Genomic DNA, 16318 nt, shown 5'->3' on the forward strand with positions numbered 1-16318 from the left:
ACATGCACATCGTCGTCTGCATCAAGCAGGTCCCGGACTCGGCGCAGATCCGCGTCCACCCGGTGACCAACACCATCATGCGCCAGGGCGTGCCGGCCATCGTCAACCCGTATGACCTGTTCGCGCTGGAAGAAGCACTGCGACTCAAAGACAAGTTCGGCGGCCGCGTCACGATGCTGTGCATGGGCCCGCCGCAGGCCGAGGACGCGCTGCGCAAGTGCATCAGCTTCGGCGCGACCGACGCCATCCTGGTGACCGACCGCGCCTTCGCCGGTGCCGACACCCTGGCCACCAGCTACGCGCTGACCGCGGCAATCCGCAAGATCAACGCCGAGCAGGCGGTGGACCTGGTCTTCACCGGCAAGCAGACGATTGACGGCGACACCGCCCAGGTCGGCCCCGGCATCGCCAAGCGCCTGGGCTGGAACCTGCTGACCTACGTCAGCAAGATCAACGAGGTCGACCTGGACGGCAGCACCCTGACGGTGGAGCGCCGCGCCGAAGGCGGCGTGCAGCGCCTGCAGACCACACTGCCCAGCCTGATCACCATGCTCGAAGGCACCAACGAGATGCGCTTTGCCACCATGGACGACATGCTGCGCGCCGGCCGCTGCCAGATCCGCAAGTGGAGCAAGGACGACGCCGGCATCGAGGACATCACCAAGATCGGCCTCAAGGGCAGCCCCACCATCGTCAGCAAGGTGTTCGCACCCAAGGCCCGCAGCCAGCGCGCCGAGATGCAGGAAGTGGGCGATGGCACCAGCGTCAACGACGTCTGCCTGAACCTGCTGCAGAAGATCTTCACCACCCACCCGACGCTCGAGCAAGAGACCGTCGAGCGCCTGTCCGCCTGAGGAGCACACCATGAGTGAAGCCGCCAAACCCGCGAATGTTCCACAGATGGCCGCCGCCGCCGCGGCGGGTGCCGCCAAGACCGCCGGCCGCAGTGGCCGCAGCACCGAACTGCCCGAACACCTGAAGGTCTACAAGGGCGTCTGGGTGTTCATCGAACACGACCGCGGCCAGGTGCACAGCGTCAGCTGGGAGCTGATGGGCGAGGCCCGCAAGCTGGCCGACAAGCTGGGCGTGGAGGTCAGCGGCGTGCTGCTGGGCGGTCCGTCCGACAAGCTGGAGGACTACGCCAAGGAAGCCTACATCTACGGCGCCGACCACTGCTACATCATGCGGGACACGGTGCTGCAGGGCTACCGCAACGAGCCCTTCACCAAGGGCCTGACCGACCTGGTCAACAAACACCAGCCCGAGATCCTGCTGCTGGGCGCCACCACCATGGGCCGCGACCTCGCGGGCTCGGTGGCCACCACGCTGGGCACCGGGCTGACGGCCGACTGCACCGAGCTGAACATTGACGGTCGCGCCCTGGCCGCCACCCGCCCGACCTTCGGCGGCAGCCTGCTGTGCACCATCATGACCCTGGCCTACCGGCCGCAGATGGCCACGATGCGCCCGCGCACCGCCGCCATGCCGGCCCGCGATGAAAGCCGCACCGGCGACATCATCACGATGGAGCTGGGGATGATCGAGACCGACATCGTCACCAAGCTGCTGGCCTTCATTCCCGACGCCACCAGCAACAACATCAACCTGGCCTACGCGGACATCATCGTCACCGCCGGCAAGGGCCTGAAGAACGCCGACAACTGCAAGCTGGTGTGGGACCTGGCCCGCGTGCTGGGCGCCGAGGTGGGTGCCACCCGCGCCGTGACCCAGGCCGGCTGGATGGAGGCCGAGCGCCAGGTCGGCCAGACCGGCAAGACCGTGCGCCCCAAGCTTTACATCGCCGCCGGCGTTTCGGGCGCGATCCAGCACCGGGTGGGCATGGAGGCCTCGGATGTGATCGTGGCGATCAACACCGACCCCAACGCACCGATCTTCGACTTCGCGCACCACGGCATCGTCGGCAACGCGATGCAGGTGCTGCCGGCGCTGACCGCCGCTTTCCGTTCCCACCTCGACAAGCGCATCCGGAGAGTGGCATGACCCCCCGAAGCGGCCAAGGCCGCCTCCCCCCAGGGGGCACCGCTGGCGGCCCGGCAAAGCCGGTTCCGCGGCGGCCGCTTGAAAAATCCTCGTTCAAGGAGATCTGTGATGTCTAACGAAAAGTTCGATGCGATCGTGGTCGGGGCAGGCCCGTCGGGCAACGCCGCGGCCTACACCATGGCCAAGGCCGGCCTGAAGGTCCTGCAGATCGAGCGCGGGGAATACCCCGGCAGCAAGAACGTGCAGGGCGCGATCCTGTACAGCAATGCGCTGGAACAGATCATCCCGGACTTCCGCGAGGACGCGCCGCTGGAGCGCCACATCATCGAGCAGCGCATGTGGATGATGGACGACGAGAGCTTCGTCGGCACCCACTACCGCAGCGACGACTACAACAAGCCGCCCTACAACCGCTACACCATCATCCGGGCGCAGTTCGACAAGTGGTTCTCGTCCAAGGTGCGCGAGGCCGGCGCGCTGCTGATCTGCGAGACCACGGTGGAAGAGCTGCTGCTGGACGGCGAGCAGGTCATTGGCGTGCGCTGCGACCGCCTGGGCGGCGAGGTGTACGCCGACGTGGTGGTGCTGGCCGACGGCGTCAACAGCACGCTGGCGCGCAAGGCCGGTTTCCACGGCGAGCTGGACGCCGGCAACGTGGCCCTGGCCGTCAAGGAAATCCTCTTCATGCCCGAAGAGGTGATCCAGTCGCGCTTCAACATCAAGGAAGACGAGGGCGTGGTCATCGAGCTGATGGGCAAGGTGACCGAGGGCATGGTGGGCACCGGCTTCCTGTACACCAACAAGGAGTCGCTCACCATCGGCGTGGGCTGCATGCTCAGCGACTTCAAGGCCAACCCTCTGCGCACCAAGCCCTACGAGCTGCTGGAGAAGCTGAAGAAGCACCCGAGCATCGCGCCGCTCATCGAAGGCGGCGAGATGAAGGAGTACTGCGCGCACCTGATCCCGGAAGGCGGCTTCAACGCCGTGCCGCGGATCTACGGCGCCGGCTGGCTGATCGTGGGTGACTCGGGTGGCTTCGTCAACGCCGCCCACCGCGAAGGCTCCAACCTGGCCATGACCAGCGGCCGCCTGGCCGGCGAGACGGTGATCGAGATGAAGGCCGCGGGCCAGGAGCCGAGCCTGAAGACGCTCAAGGCCTACAAGGACAAGATGGACGAGTCCTTCGTCATGAAGGACCTGAAGAAGTACCGCAAGCTGCCCGACGTGCTGCACAGCAGCCCGCAGTTCTTCACCGCCTACCCCGAGCTGGTCAACCGCGCGGCCAAGACCTTCTTCACCGTGGACGGCGTGGACAAGGGCACCAAGGAAAAGGAAATCCTGGGCAGCTTCCGCAGCAAGCGCAGCCTGACCGGCCTGATGGGCGACGCATTCAAACTCTGGAGGGCTTCACGATGAGCACCGTTCTGTCTCACCCGGTCAATGTGGAAGAGAAGCTCTTCCAGAACCGCTACAAGGTCGACCACGGTCGGCCGCACATCCAGATCAAGAACGCCGAGGTTTGCAGCAACGACTGCGAGTCGCAGGCCTGCACCTTCATCTGCCCGGCCGCCTGCTACAAGGCCGAAGGCAACCGCACGGTGACCCTGATCACCGACGGCTGCCTGGAGTGCGGCAGCTGCCGCGTGATCTGCACCGAACACGCCAACGTCGCCTGGGAATATCCGCGCGGCGGCCACGGCATCCTCTTCAAATTCGGTTGAAAGCGCCGCCATGAGCAAACCCGCCCGACACGTTTTCATCTGCACCCAGAACCGTCCGCCGCAGCACCCGCGCGGATCGTGTGCCGCCAAGGGCAGCACCGCGGTGCTGCAGGCCTTCTGGGCCGAGCAGCAGAAGCGCCAGGCCTACGACGGACTGGCCATCACGTACTCCGGCTGCATCGGCCCCTGCGACCAGGGCGCCAATGTGCTGGTCTATCCCGAGTCGGTGCTCTACCGCAACGTGACACCCGACGACGTGGTCGAGATCTTCGACACGCACCTGGTCGGTGGCACACCGGTCGAGCGCCTGCTCGCCCCCGGGACAGTCTGGTGAACCTGTTCACCGGCGAGGAAGCCAACGAGCTGTTCGGTGGCGACGCCTCGCCCACCATCCGCCACCTGATCGAACAGGCCCGGCAGGTGTCGCGCCAGGAAGGCGCCGCCCTGCTCTGGACGGCGGTCCTGATTTCGCCGGGCGACCTTCCGGTCTACTACCTGCTCTACAAGCTGCACGCCAGCCTGGGCGAGCTGGAACCGGCGCTGGACGCTGCCACCAAGGGTCTGGCCGTGGCGGCGCAACAGGCCGGCCTGCCGTCCGACTGGACGCGCGTGAACCCGGGCGACGCCGACTTCAGCCACCCCGGCCCGGCGCGCTTCTGGCTGTTCACGCTCAAGGCCATGGCCTTCCTGCGCCTGCGCCAGGGCCAGGCGAACATTTCGCGCCAGCTGCTGGCGCAGATCCAGCGGCTCGACCCGGAAGACCAGCTCGGCGCCAGCGTGGTGGCGACCCTGCTGCAAGGTTCCTGAAGCGGCCTGCGGGCCTCTGTACTGCAGCGCACAGACCGGCCACCGGGCCGCGTTCACATTGACCCTCCGTGCACCACCTTCCGGTGGTCGCCTCATGGATTGGGTCCTGCATGAACACCCCCGCTGCCACCTCACCCGCGCCTGCGCCTGAACCAGCGCCCGCCAAACTCCGCCTGGGCCTGCTGATCGCCCTGGTGGTCGGCTCCATCGTCGGCAGCGGCATCTTCGGGCTGCCGCAGAACATGGCATCCGGCGCGGGTGCTGGCGCCATCGTCATCGGCTGGACCATCACCGGCCTGGGCATGCTGATGCTGGCGCTGACCTACCAGATGCTGGCGCTGCGCAAGCCCGGGCTGGACAACGGGGTCTTCGCCTACGCGCGCGCGCTGTCGGGGGAATACGTCGGCTTCAACGCCGCCTGGGGCTACTGGGTCAGCGCCTGGATCGGCAACGTCGGCTACCTCGTGGCGGCGTTCGGCGCGCTGGGTTATTTCTACCCGACGTTTGGCGAGGGCAACACGCTGGCGTCGGTGATCGGCGCCTCGGTCGTGGTCTGGGTGGTGCATGCGCTGGTGCTGCGCGGCATCCAGGGCGCGGCGGTGCTCAACGCCGTGGTCACGCTGGCCAAGGTGGTGCCGCTGCTGCTGTTCATCGTGCTGGTCGCCATGGCGTTCCAGGTCGAGACCTTCCGGCTGGACTTCTGGGGCGACGCCAAACTCGGCTCGGTGCTCGACCAGGTGCGCAGCACCATGCTGGTCACGGTCTGGGTCTTCATCGGCATCGAAGGCGCGAGCGTCTATTCGGCGCGCGCAGCGCGGCGCGAAGACGTGGGCCGCGCGACCGTGATCGGCTTCCTCGTCTGTCTCGCGCTGCTGATGGGCGTGTCGCTGCTGTCGCTGGGCATCTTCACGCAGCCCGAGCTGGCGGGGTTGAAGAACCCGTCGATGGCGCCGGTGCTGGAGAAGGTGGTCGGTACCTGGGGCGCGGTGCTGATCTACCTCGGCCTGATCGTGTCGGTGGGTGGCGGCTTCCTCGCGTGGACGCTGCTGGCGGCCGAGTCGCTGTTCACGCCGGCCGGCGGCGGCGTGATGCCGCGCTGGCTGGGCGAATCGAACCGCCAGGGTGTGCCGGCGCACGCGCTGTGGCTGACCAACGGCATGGTGCAGCTGTTCCTGCTGCTGACGCTGTGGTCCAAGGCGTCGTACCTCGCGCTGATTTCGCTCTCGACCGCAATGATCCTGATCCCTTACCTGTTCAGCGCGGTCTACGGGCTCAAGCTGGCCTGGCAGGGCGACGGCGCCACCTTGCCCGAGGTTGCAGCCCACCACCCGCAGCGCGACATCCCCATCGCCGCGCTGGCCGCTGTCTACGGCGTCTGGCTGCTTTACGCGGCGGGCCTGAAGTACCTGCTGCTGAGCGCCCTGCTCTATGCCCCCGGCGCCGCCATCTACCTGCTGGCCAAGCGCCAGCGTGGTGAACGCGCCTTCACCGGGCGCGAACAGCTGATCCTGGCCGGCCTGTTGCTGCTGGCTGCCGTCTCGGCCTGGCTGCTGTGGGCCGGCCGCCTCAGCCTCTGATCCGCCCACCCAAACCCCCACCGAGGCCCCCATGAAACCAGCCCTGCATTCCGAAGTCGGCCGCCTGCGCCAGGTGATCGTGTGCCGCCCGGGTCTGGCGCAGCGGCGACTGACGCCGGCCAACTGCCGAGAGCTGCTGTTCGACGACGTGATGTGGGTCTCGCAGGCCGGCAACGACCACGACGCCTTCACCGCGGCGATGAAGGAGCGCGAGATCCAGGTGCTGGAGATGCACGACCTGCTGGCCGACACGGTGGCCATGCCCGCCGCCTGCCAGTGGCTGCTGGACCGCAAGCTCGGCCCCAACCTCATTGACGCGGAAACCGCCGCGACGGTGCGGCCCTGGCTCGAAGCCCTGACGCCCGGCAAGCTGGCCGAGCACCTGATCGGCGGCGTGGCGCGCGCCGAGCTGCCCTTCGATCTGGAGGGCCTGCTGGGCCGCGTGTCGAGCCCGGCCGAATGGGTGCTGCCGCCGCTGCCCAACACGCTGTTCCCCCGCGACAACAGCTGCTGGATCGGCGACGGCGTGGTGCTCAGCCCGATGTACTGGCCCGCGCGCCGGCAGGAGACGCTGCTGATGACCGCCATCTACCGCTTCCACCCGCTGTTCGCCCTCGACGGCACCCTGCCCAGGGTCTGGTGGGGCGACCCGGACCAGGACCACGGACTGGCCACGCTGGAGGGCGGCGACGTGATGCCGCTGGGCCAGGGCGTGGTGCTGGTGGGCATGGGCGAACGCAGCTCGCCGCAGGGCGTGGCGCAACTGGCGCGGGCGCTCTTTGCCAGCGGTGGTGCCCGCCATGTGCTGGCGGCACAGATCCCGAAGTCGCGCGGAGCCATGCACCTGGACACCATCTTCAGCTTCTGCGACCGCGACCTAGCGACCATCTTTCCCGAGATGGTCGACGCGCTGCGGGTGCACAGCCTGCGACCCGGAAAGCGCGAGGGCCAGCTGGACGTGCGCACCGAGACCCGGCCCTTCGCCGAGGTGGTCGCGCAGGCCATGAACCTGCCGAAGATCCGCACCGTGGCCACCGGCGGCGACGCCTGGGAGGCGGAGCGCGAGCAGTGGGACGACGGCAACAACCTGCTGTGCGTCGCTCCCGGCGTGGTGATGGCCTACGACCGCAACGTCTACACCAACACCCTGCTGCGCAAGGCCGGTGTCGAGGTCATCACCATGCCCAGCAGCGAACTCGGCCGCGGCCGCGGCGGCAGCCACTGCATGACCTGCCCGGTCACCCGGGACCCGTTGTGACGCACGCCGGGGGCGGCCCGCACCGCATCCAGTGGACGCTGGCCGGCGTGCTGCTGCTGGTGCTCGCGCTCTGGCTGGCCACGGCGCCATTCGCCGGCCTCGCGCCGACCGTGTTCGCGCTGCGCGCACCTTCCCTGCAGGGCACCGGCACGCTGGCGATCGGCGTGATGAGCGTGGCGATGGTGCTGGCGACCCGGCCGGTGTTCTTCGAGCCCTGGCTCGGCGGCCTGGACCGGATGTACCGGCTGCACAAGTGGTTGGGCATCTCGGCATTGGTGTTTTCCATCGCCCACTGGCTGTGGGTCGAGGCGCCGAAATGGATGACCGAGCTGGGCTGGCTGGTGCGCCCGGCGCGGGCCGCCCGCGTGCCATCGACCGAACCGGAACCGGCGCTGCAGGCGCTGCTGCACGGGCTGCGCGACCCGGCCGAAGGGTTGGGCGAGTGGGCCTTCTACGCGCTGGTGCTGCTCATCGTGCTGGCGCTCTGGAAGCGTTTCCCTTACCGGCGCTTCTTCCAGACGCACCGGCTGCTGCCGCTGGTCTACCTGGTGCTGGTGTTCCACGCCGTGGTGCTCACCAGCGACGGCAGCTGGGCACAACCGGTCGGCATCGCGATGGGCTTGCTGATGGCGGCCGGCAGCGTCGCGGCGCTGGTGGTGCTGTTCGGCGGCGTGGGCCGAAGCCGCCAGGCGATCGCCGTGATCGACGCCATCGGCCTGCCGGCGGGCGCGGGCGTGCTCGAAGTGGTGGTGCATCTCAAGAGCCGCTGGGCGGGCCACGACGCCGGCCAGTTCGCCTTCGTGCGCTTTGACGCCAGCGAAGGCGCACACCCCTTCACCATCATCTCGCCCTGGACCGGCGACGGTCGCCTGGTGTTCCTGATCAAGGGGCTGGGCGACTACACGCGTCAGCTGCCGACCCTGCTGCGCACCGGCGACCTGCTGCGGGTGGAAGGGCCTTACGGCCGGTTCAACTTCGCCAGCGACAAGCCCCGGCAGATCTGGGTGGGCGGCGGCATCGGCATCGCGCCCTTCATCGCCCGCCTGCAGGAACTGGCCCTGCGGCCCGACGGCAAGACCATCGACCTGTTCTACACCACGACCGAGCCGCGCAACGGCACGGTGGCGCGCCTCACCGCCGCCGCGCAGGCGGCGGGCGCCAAGCTGCATGTGCTGGTGGAAACGGTCGAGGGCCGGCTCGACGCCGATCGCCTGTGCGCCACCGTGCCCGAGTGGCACAGCGCCGACGTCTGGTTCTGCGGCCCGGCCGGCTTCGGCAAGGCGCTGCGCCACGACCTGCTGGCCAAGGGACTGGCCGGTCGCGACTTCCACCAGGAACTCTTCGAGCTGCGCTGAACACGCGCCCGCACCGCACCCACCCGAGACCCTCCATGAGCTACAACCTCCACAACCGCAGCCTGCTGGACCTGATCGACTTCGCGCCGCGCGACATCCGCTACCTGATCGATCTCGCGGCCGAACTCAAGCGCGCCAAGGCCGCCGGCAACGAGCACCAGCGCCTGAAGGGCAAGAACATCGCGCTGATCTTCGAGAAGGCCTCGACGCGCACGCGTTGCGCCTTCGAGGTCGCGGTGCACGACCAGGGCGGTCATGTGACCTACCTCGACTCCGCCGGCTCGCAGCTGGGCCACAAGGAGTCGCTCAAGGACACGGCGCGCGTGCTCGGACGCATGTTCGATGGCATCGAATACCGTGGCTTTCACCAGACCGTGGTGCAGGACATCGCCCGCTTCTCGCACGTGCCGGTGTGGAACGGCCTGACCGACGAGGCGCACCCGACCCAGGTGCTGGCGGACCTGCTGACGATGGAGGAATTCGGCGAGCGGCCGCTGCACGAACTGAGCTTCTGCTACCTGGGCGACGCGCGCTTCAACATGGGCTGCTCGCTGCTGGTGGGCGGCACGCAGATGGGCATGGACGTGCGCATCTGCTCGCCCGCCGAGCTGGCTCCACCGGCCGAACTGGTGACCTGGATGCGCGAGCTGGCGAAGACCACCGGCGCCCGCATCACGCTGGAGACCGATTCGCTCAAGGCGGTCGCAGGCGCCGACTTTCTCTACACCGATGTGTGGGTGTCGATGGGCGAAGGCGACGCGGTCTGGAAGGAGCGCATCGCGCAACTGATGCCCTACCAGGTGAACCACGCGCTGATGCAGGCGACCGGCAAGCCACGCACGCGCTTCATGCATTGCCTGCCGGCGTTCCACAACCTGGACACCGAGGTCGGCCGCGAGGTGCACGAGAAGTACGGCCTGACCGAGATCGAGGTCACCGACGAGGTGTTCGAATCCGACGCCTCGGTGGTCTTCACCCAGGCCGAGAACCGGCTGCACACCATCAAGGCGGTGCTGGTCGCCACCCTGTCGTGAGGCCGGCATCATGAAGCTCGTCGTGGCGCTCGGTGGCAATGCGTTGCTGCGGCGCTCGCAGCTGCCCAGCGCGGGCAACCAGCTCGCCAACGTGCGCATCGCGGCGGATCAGCTGGCGCGCGTGGCCGCCGCGCACGACATGGTGCTGACCCACGGCAACGGTCCGCAGGTCGGCCTGCTGGCGCTGCAATCGGCGGCCTACACCGCCGTCGACAGTTACCCGCTGGACGTGCTGGACGCCGAGTCGGAGGGCATGCTGGGCTACCTGCTGGAACAGGAACTGGCCAACCGGCTGCCGGCCTCGCGCGCGGTGGCCTCGCTGCTGACCCGGGTCGAGGTCGACCCCGACGATCCCGCTTTCCGCACCCCGACCAAGCCCATCGGCCCGGTCTACACCCGGCGGCAGGCCGACGACGTGCAGGCCAGCCGCCAATGGACCATGGTGGCCGAAGGCAGCGGCTGGCGCCGGGTGGTCGCGTCGCCCAAGCCGCTGCGGGTGCCAGGCCTGGACGCGATCCGCTGGCTGCTGGAGCACGGCGCGCTTGTGATCGCGGCCGGGGGCGGTGGCATACCGGTGGTGCGCCGGACCGACGGCAGCGGCCTGCAGGGCGCGGAGGCCGTGATCGACAAGGACCTGTGCAGCGCCCTCATCGCCACCGAGCTGCGGGCCGACGTGCTGGTGATTGCCACCGACGTGGACGCGGTGTACCTCGACTGGGGGCTGCCGACGCAGCGCGCGTTGCGGCACGCGACGCCCGAGGCGCTGGAGATGCACCGCTTCGCCGCCGGGTCCATGCTGCCCAAGGTGCAGGCCGCCTGCGGCTTCGTGCGCGCCACCGGGCACCGGGCAGCGATCGGCGCGCTGGAAGACATCGAAGCCCTGCTGGCCGGCACCGCTGGCACGCAGATCACGAGGTCTCTGCCCTGATGTGGGGCAGACCACAGACAAGCCGCAACGCCCGCAGGACCATGCCCCCGATGACACCCAACCCTTGGCACCGAGTGGTCCGCGCAGGCACGGCACCGGCCACATTGCTGCTGTTGACCTTTTTTCTTGGCACGCTCCCCATGAACAGCCACGCGATCGAAGAGCCCGACTACCGCGTCGAGCGCCAGCTCCCCGACCTCGAGGTGCGCGAGTACGGCGCCTACACGGTGGCCGAGGTGGTGGTGCCCGGCCCGGCGAACGACGCTGGCCAGCAGGCGTTCCCGATCCTGGCGGGCTACATCTTCGGCAAGAACAGGGGCGACCGGAAGCTGCCGATGACGGCACCGGTGACGCTGGAGGCGGCGGCGGTGACGCTCGAGATGGCGGCACCGGTGACCCGCAGCGCCACCGACGGCGGCTACCTCGTGCGCTTCGTGCTGCCCAAGGGTGTGACCGCGGCCACGGCGCCCGAACCCCTGGACACCCGCGTGCGCCTGCGCGACGTGCCGCCCACCAGGGTGGGCGTGATCCGCTACTCGGGCTTCTGGTCAGTCTCGAACGATTCGGAGCATCTGGCACGGCTGCAGCAGGCGCTGCGCGCGGCCGACCTGGGATGGAGCGGCGAGCCGGTGTACTCGCGCTACAACGCGCCGTTCACGCCCTGGTTCCTGCGGCGCAACGAGATCTGGCTTTACCTGGCCCCGACCCCGCCTCCTTTCGCGAAGCAGCCATGAACAAGCCCCTGAGCATCAGCTTTCTCCCGCCCCCCACCCCAGGGGCGAACCGGACAGGCCCGGTGGGCCGGACCGAACGCCACCGCAGCGACCGCATCGGCTGGCTGCGGGCGGCGGTGCTCGGTGCCAACGATGGCATCGTCTCGACCGCCAGTCTGGTGCTGGGAGTGGCGGCGGCGGGCGCCGATCACCGGACCATCCTGCTGACCGGCGTGTCGGGCCTGATCGCGGGCGCCATGTCGATGGCGGCGGGTGAGTTCGTCTCGGTGCACTCGCAGGCGGACACGGAAGCCGCAGACCTGGCGCGGGAGCGCATCGAACTGAAGCAGGACCCGGCGGGCGAGCAGCGCGAGCTGGCGGCCATCTATGTCGCCCGCGGACTGGAGAGCGGGCTGGCCGACCAGGTGGCGGCGCAGCTGATGGCCCGCGACGCGCTGGGCGCGCATGCGCGCGACGAGCTCGGCATGTCGGACACCACAGCAGCGAACCCGCTGCAGGCAGCGGTCGCCTCGGCCGCCAGCTTCGCGATCGGGGCCGCGCTGCCGATCGTGGTGGTGCTGATGGCACCACACGCACAGCTGTTCCTCTGGACTTCCCTGTCGTCGCTGGTGTTTCTGGCGGGTCTGGGCGCGCTGTCGGCCGGACTGGGCGGCGCGCGTCTCTGGACCGGGATCTGGCGCGTCACGCTCTGGGGCGCGGTCGCGATGGCCGTGACCGCGGGAGCCGGTGCGCTGTTCGGGGTGGTGCAGGGATAGGCACTGGTGCTCACCGCGCCGGGGTCATCCGCGCGCAGAACGCCGCCACCGCCAGGGCCAGTTGCCGCGCTGCCGTCTGCGCGGCCTGCGCCCCCGACACGGGATCGTCCCCGGCCGCGTCGACGCCCGTCTCGAACTCCCGCCACGCCAGGACCTCGCGCGTCGCGCTGTCCAGCAGCACGGCGCGCAGGCCCAGGCGCACCTGGCTGGGCTTCCGGGTGAAGTCCTGCTGCAGCTGCAGCGACGACGTCTCCAGCCGCCAAGTCCCCACCGCCGCCGACGGCGCCAGCAGTACGGCAGCAAACGCGCCGCTGTCCTGCAGTGCGCGCACCAGCAGCGGGGCCAGCATGCGCGCCGGCGGCTCCACCCATTCGTGGAATCCGAAGGCCTCCAGTTCCGGCGGACGCCGTACGAACACCATGCGCCGGCTGTCGTGGCCCGGCGCGGCGCGCGGCAGGTCCACGGTCAGTGTGGGCGCACCAGCAGGCGGAGTTGGCGCGGCGGTCTCAGGCATCGCGCTGTCCAGCGTGAAACGGGCGGGCGGCTGCGCGGCCTTTGGCAGCAGGGTGCCGGTGCAGCCCGGCAGCAGCGGCACACCCGCCGCGAGCAGCCAGGCCAGGGCGGCGCGGCGGCGCACCGCATCGGTGTCGGATGCGGACAGGACAGATGTCGAGAGCAGGTTCATGGTGTGGTTTCTCCGGGACCCGCTTGCGGCGGCGGTTGGCCCACCAGCAGGCTGCTGGGGCTGGCAGTGGTCTGCTCGCTGAGCTGGCGCAGCGATGCCGAGAGCTGGTTGAGCTCGGCCATCAGCCGCGCCAGCTCGGGCAGGGTTTCGCTGCCCAGCTGCTGCACGCTGCGCGTGGCCGCGTCGGCGGTGTCGCCGGCGCGGGCGCTGGCAGACCGGGCCACGTCGGCCATGCGCTCGACGGCCTGGGCGCTGGTCGCGATGCGGTCCAGCGTCGGGCCGAACTGCTCACCCGCGCGGGCAGTGAGCCGGGCGGCTCGCGCGGCATCGGTCAGTCCGGCCTGGATCACCGCCTGCTGCGCGGCCAGGGTGTGGGCCAGCGCCGCGACGTCGGCCAGCGCCGATTTCAGCGCTGCGCGGTTGTCGGCGTCGAACAACGCGTTCAGGTTGTCGGAGACACGGTCGAGGTTGGTCAGCACCGAGGTCAGCACATTCTCCAGCCGTGCGCTCAGCGAGGGCTTGAAGGGAATCTGTGGCACCGCGCCGTCGGCACCCGCCAGCAATGGCGGCGACGCCAGGCTGCCGCCACTGATCTCGACGAACGCGATGCCGGTAAGGCCCTGCGTCTTGAGCACGGCCACACTGTCCCGCTTGATCGGTGTGCCCTGCGCGACCAGGAAATGCAGCCGCACCTGCAGCGGGTTCTGCGGATCGATCTCGATGCGGTGCACCTTGCCCACGTCCACCCCGAGGTACTTCACCGGCGCGTCGACGCTCAGCCCCGCCACCGACTCCTGGATCACGGCCTGGTAGGCCACCATGGTCTGGTGTCCGCCCAGCCCGGCCGCCAGCCACAGCACCCCCGCGACCAGCAGGGCGCCGAGCGCCAGCACGAAGGCGCCGACCACCGCGACGTTGGCCTGGTCGTTCATGGCCGGTGGGTGAAGTAGGCGGCCACGACGGGCTGCGGATCGCGCGAAAGCGCGTCCATCGAGTCCAGCGCCAGCACATGGCCGTCGCCCAGCACGGCCACGCGGTCGCACACCGTCCACATCAGGTCGAGGTCGTGCGTGACGATCACGATGGTGGGGCCGAACAGGGTGTGCGTGCGCAGGATCAGTTCGTTGACGCCCGCGGCGTTGGCCGGATCCAGGCCCGAGGTCGGCTCGTCGAGAAAGAGCAGCTCCGGGTCGAGCGCGATGGCACGCGCCAGTGCCGCCCGCTTGAGCATGCCGCCGCTGAGCTCGCTGGGCATCTTCAAGCCAGTCTCTTCGGGCAGGCCGGTCAGCCCCAGCTTCCATTCGGCGATGCGGTCGATCAGCGCACTGTCGAGCGCGCTGTGTTCGCGCAGCGGCAGGCCCACGTTCTGGCGCACGGTGAGCGCACCGAACAGGCCGCCGCGCTGGAACATCACACCCCAGCGCCGCCGCAGGGCCAGCGCCTGCGCAGCGTCCAGCCCCGCGAGGTCGTCGCCGAACACCTGCACCGTGCCCGAGGTCGGACGCTGCAGGCCGATCATCTCGCGCAGCAGCACCGACTTGCCCGAGCCGCTGCCACCGGCCAGGCCCAGGATCTCGCCGCGCTGCACGGCAAGGTTCAGGCCTTCGTGCACCGTGTGGCTGCCAAAGCGCGTGGCGATCTGGCGCATCTCGATCACCGGGGCCTGTGTCGCCATCTCAGAGCCCCAGCATGTTGAAGGCGACCGAGAACAGGGCGTCGGCCACGATGACGATGAAGATCGACTGCACCACGGCGAGCGTGGTCTGCCGGCCCACGCTGTCGGCGCTGCCCCGCGTGCGCAGGCCCTGGAAGCAGCCGACGGCGGCGATGATGACCGCGAACACCAGCGACTTGCCAACGCCGATCAGCAGCGCCGAGCCCTCCATCACGCGGCCGAAACGGTCGATGAATTCGGCGAAGCCGATGTCCAGCCGAGAGCGCGCCATCACCATGCCGCCGAACACGCCGGTGATGTCGGCGAACACCGTCAGCAGTGGCAGCACGACCGCCAGCGCCAGGATCTTGGGCAGCACCAGGCGCTGCAGCGGGTCGATGCCGATGGTGCGCAGCGCGTCGATTTCTTCGGAGACGACCATGGTGCCGATCTGCGCGGCGTAGGCCGAGCCGGAGCGACCGGCGATGATGATCGCGCCGATCAGGGGCGCGAACTCGCGCAGCATGGCGTAACCCACCAGCTCGACCACGAAGACGTTGGCGCCGTAGTGGCGCAGCTGATCGGCGCCCTGGTAGGCCACCACCACGCCGAGAAGGAACGAGGTCAGGCCGATGATGGGCAGCGCGTCGACGCCGCCGATCTGGATCTCGTGCCAGATCGCGCGCGGCCGCCACAGGCTCCGGTGGCGCAGCAGGCCGAACGCGGCCATGGCGGTCTCGCCGACGAAGGCCAGGAAGGCCTGCGTCTGCTGTGCCGCGGCCAGCGCCGCCTCGCCGGTGCGCTGCAGCAGGTTGCGATGCGGGGCGGGCGATACCTCCTCGTCGGCACCGGCGCGCACCTCGTTCATCAGGGCTTCGGCGTGCGCCGGCCAGGCCCGCAGCGCGGGCGCGATGCCGCCCGGCGGCAGCTGGCCCTGCAGCCACCACGCGCCGGCCGAATCGATGTCCTGCAGCGCCGATCCGTCCAGCGTGACCGGCGCCGGCGCGTCTGCCGGTTGCCCCCCGGATTGAAGCAGCGGTCCCAGATCGGGCAAGGTCCAGCGGCCGCGCAGGGCCCACACGCCGTCCGGCCCGCGCGCGAGCGCTGCCTCGGAGGAATCGAGCGGGATGGAGGGGTCCGGAAGCGCAGACATGGCACCGAGGCTGCGCGCACGGCACGGGGTGGTCTGTGCGCCAGCGAACACTTCGCCGGCCCTGCCTGTGTGCGGTGGCAGACCGACGCCGCCCACGCGCGGCATCCCAATGCAGGGGTCATGCCCTCTCGCATGATGAGCAAGTCGTCGGACCTGCTCCACGCGATCGATTCCAACGACAGGAAATCCCATGAACCACACTTCCACCAAAGGCCTGCTGCTGGCACTGGCCGTGGCCTGCACCGCAGGCACGGCGCTGGCGCAGACCACCGCTGCAGCCCCGGCCGCGGCCGCACCGATGACCCGCGAACAGGTCCGCATGGACACCGCGGAATTCCTCAAGACCCACCGCTGGATCGATGCCACCGACACCTGGGTGCTGAAGTCGGGCTACGAACCGCCGACCGGCGTGCTCTCGCGCGCCACGGTCAAGGCACAGCGCGATGAGTTCCTGCGCAACAACCGCTGGGACGACCGCAACTCTGTCTGGTCGCCGCGCAAGCCGGTTCCGCCGACCCTCAGCGGCCTGACGCGCGCGCAGGTGCGCGCCGACACCGCGGCGTTCACCAAGACGCACCATTGGGACGAGGAAAAGAGCGAATGGCTGACGAACCCGCCGGTGAAGATGAAGTAACACCGGCAAACGGCAAAAAGGC

General features: G+C 69.4%; 18 protein-coding genes. 14 read left to right on the forward strand and 4 right to left on the reverse strand.

Annotation, left to right across the window (positions count from 1 at the left end):
* The first annotated feature begins 2 nt into the window (after positions 1-2).
* The 13 genes from ACLIJ1_RS14820 (at position 3) to ACLIJ1_RS14880 (ending at position 12170) form a co-directional block, all read left to right on the forward strand.
* A complete protein-coding gene (locus tag ACLIJ1_RS14820; protein WP_411366303.1) occupies positions 3-854 on the forward strand; it encodes an electron transfer flavoprotein subunit beta/FixA family protein in 852 nt (283 codons plus the stop codon).
* A gap of 10 nt (positions 855-864) precedes the next feature.
* A complete protein-coding gene (locus ACLIJ1_RS14825; RefSeq protein WP_411366304.1) occupies positions 865-2001 on the forward strand; it encodes an electron transfer flavoprotein subunit alpha/FixB family protein in 1137 nt (378 codons plus the stop codon).
* Positions 2002-2109: 108 nt separating this feature from the next.
* Positions 2110-3417, forward strand: a complete 1308-nt coding sequence (locus ACLIJ1_RS14830; protein ID WP_411366305.1) for an FAD-dependent monooxygenase — start codon at positions 2110-2112, stop codon at positions 3415-3417.
* Positions 3414-3722 (forward strand): ferredoxin family protein, encoded by a 309-nt coding sequence (locus tag ACLIJ1_RS14835; RefSeq protein ID WP_411366306.1) that lies wholly within the window; start codon positions 3414-3416, stop codon positions 3720-3722. The genes ACLIJ1_RS14830 and ACLIJ1_RS14835 overlap by 4 nt, the downstream gene beginning before the upstream one ends.
* Positions 3723-3732: 10 nt before the next feature.
* Positions 3733-4056, forward strand: coding sequence for a (2Fe-2S) ferredoxin domain-containing protein (locus ACLIJ1_RS14840; protein WP_411366307.1), 324 nt, complete (start codon positions 3733-3735; stop codon positions 4054-4056).
* Positions 4053-4529: a hypothetical protein gene (locus ACLIJ1_RS14845; protein WP_411366308.1), complete on the forward strand. Its 477-nt coding sequence runs from the start codon at positions 4053-4055 to the stop codon at positions 4527-4529. Before ACLIJ1_RS14840 ends, ACLIJ1_RS14845 begins: the two co-directional genes overlap by 4 nt.
* Positions 4530-4639: 110 nt before the next feature.
* Positions 4640-6106, forward strand: coding sequence for an arginine-ornithine antiporter (gene arcD / locus ACLIJ1_RS14850; RefSeq protein ID WP_411366309.1), 1467 nt, complete (start codon positions 4640-4642; stop codon positions 6104-6106).
* A gap of 31 nt (positions 6107-6137) precedes the next feature.
* Positions 6138-7364 carry an arginine deiminase gene (locus ACLIJ1_RS14855; RefSeq protein ID WP_411366310.1) on the forward strand — a complete coding sequence of 409 codons (1227 nt, stop codon included), beginning with the start codon at positions 6138-6140 and terminating at the stop codon, positions 7362-7364.
* Entirely contained in the window at positions 7361-8719 is a 1359-nt protein-coding gene (locus ACLIJ1_RS14860) for a ferric reductase-like transmembrane domain-containing protein (protein ID WP_411366311.1), read from the forward strand. Before ACLIJ1_RS14855 ends, ACLIJ1_RS14860 begins: the two co-directional genes overlap by 4 nt.
* 35 nt (positions 8720-8754) lie before the next feature.
* Entirely contained in the window at positions 8755-9753 is a 999-nt protein-coding gene (gene argF, locus ACLIJ1_RS14865; RefSeq protein WP_411366312.1) for an ornithine carbamoyltransferase, read from the forward strand.
* 10 nt (positions 9754-9763) lie between these two features.
* Positions 9764-10681 carry a carbamate kinase gene (gene arcC / locus ACLIJ1_RS14870; RefSeq protein ID WP_411366313.1) on the forward strand — a complete coding sequence of 306 codons (918 nt, stop codon included), beginning with the start codon at positions 9764-9766 and terminating at the stop codon, positions 10679-10681.
* A 140-nt stretch (positions 10682-10821) separates the two neighbouring features.
* Positions 10822-11415 (forward strand): SOUL family heme-binding protein, encoded by a 594-nt coding sequence (locus ACLIJ1_RS14875; RefSeq protein ID WP_411366314.1) that lies wholly within the window; start codon positions 10822-10824, stop codon positions 11413-11415.
* Complete coding sequence (locus ACLIJ1_RS14880) at positions 11412-12170, forward strand: VIT family protein (protein ID WP_411366315.1); 759 nt, start codon at positions 11412-11414, stop codon at positions 12168-12170. The genes ACLIJ1_RS14875 and ACLIJ1_RS14880 overlap by 4 nt, the downstream gene beginning before the upstream one ends.
* A gap of 10 nt (positions 12171-12180) precedes the next feature.
* Here the strand turns inward: ACLIJ1_RS14880 and ACLIJ1_RS14885 are convergent, their stop codons facing one another.
* From ACLIJ1_RS14885 to ACLIJ1_RS14900, 4 genes are read right to left on the reverse strand one after another with little or no spacing between them, the layout of a single operon-like run.
* Entirely contained in the window at positions 12181-12855 is a 675-nt protein-coding gene (locus tag ACLIJ1_RS14885; RefSeq protein ID WP_411366316.1) for an ABC-type transport auxiliary lipoprotein family protein, read from the reverse strand.
* Positions 12852-13787, reverse strand: a complete 936-nt coding sequence (locus ACLIJ1_RS14890; protein ID WP_411366317.1) for an MlaD family protein — start codon at positions 13785-13787, stop codon at positions 12852-12854. The genes ACLIJ1_RS14885 and ACLIJ1_RS14890 overlap by 4 nt, the downstream gene beginning before the upstream one ends.
* Positions 13784-14530 (reverse strand): ABC transporter ATP-binding protein, encoded by a 747-nt coding sequence (locus tag ACLIJ1_RS14895; protein WP_411366318.1) that lies wholly within the window; start codon positions 14528-14530, stop codon positions 13784-13786. The genes ACLIJ1_RS14890 and ACLIJ1_RS14895 overlap by 4 nt, the downstream gene beginning before the upstream one ends.
* A 1-nt stretch (position 14531) precedes the next feature.
* The gene (locus tag ACLIJ1_RS14900; protein WP_411366319.1) at positions 14532-15662 is read right to left on the reverse strand and encodes an MlaE family lipid ABC transporter permease subunit; all 1131 of its coding nucleotides are present in this window, start codon (positions 15660-15662) and stop codon (positions 14532-14534) included.
* 190 nt (positions 15663-15852) lie between these two features.
* Here ACLIJ1_RS14900 and ACLIJ1_RS14905 point away from each other — a divergent pair, with 190 nt between their 5' ends.
* The gene (locus ACLIJ1_RS14905; RefSeq protein WP_411366320.1) at positions 15853-16296 is read left to right on the forward strand and encodes a hypothetical protein; all 444 of its coding nucleotides are present in this window, start codon (positions 15853-15855) and stop codon (positions 16294-16296) included.
* The last annotated feature ends 22 nt before the right edge of the window (positions 16297-16318 follow it).

This window comes from Hydrogenophaga sp. RWCD_12, from assembly GCF_046604225.1.
Classification (GTDB): domain Bacteria; phylum Pseudomonadota; class Gammaproteobacteria; order Burkholderiales; family Burkholderiaceae_C; genus Hydrogenophaga.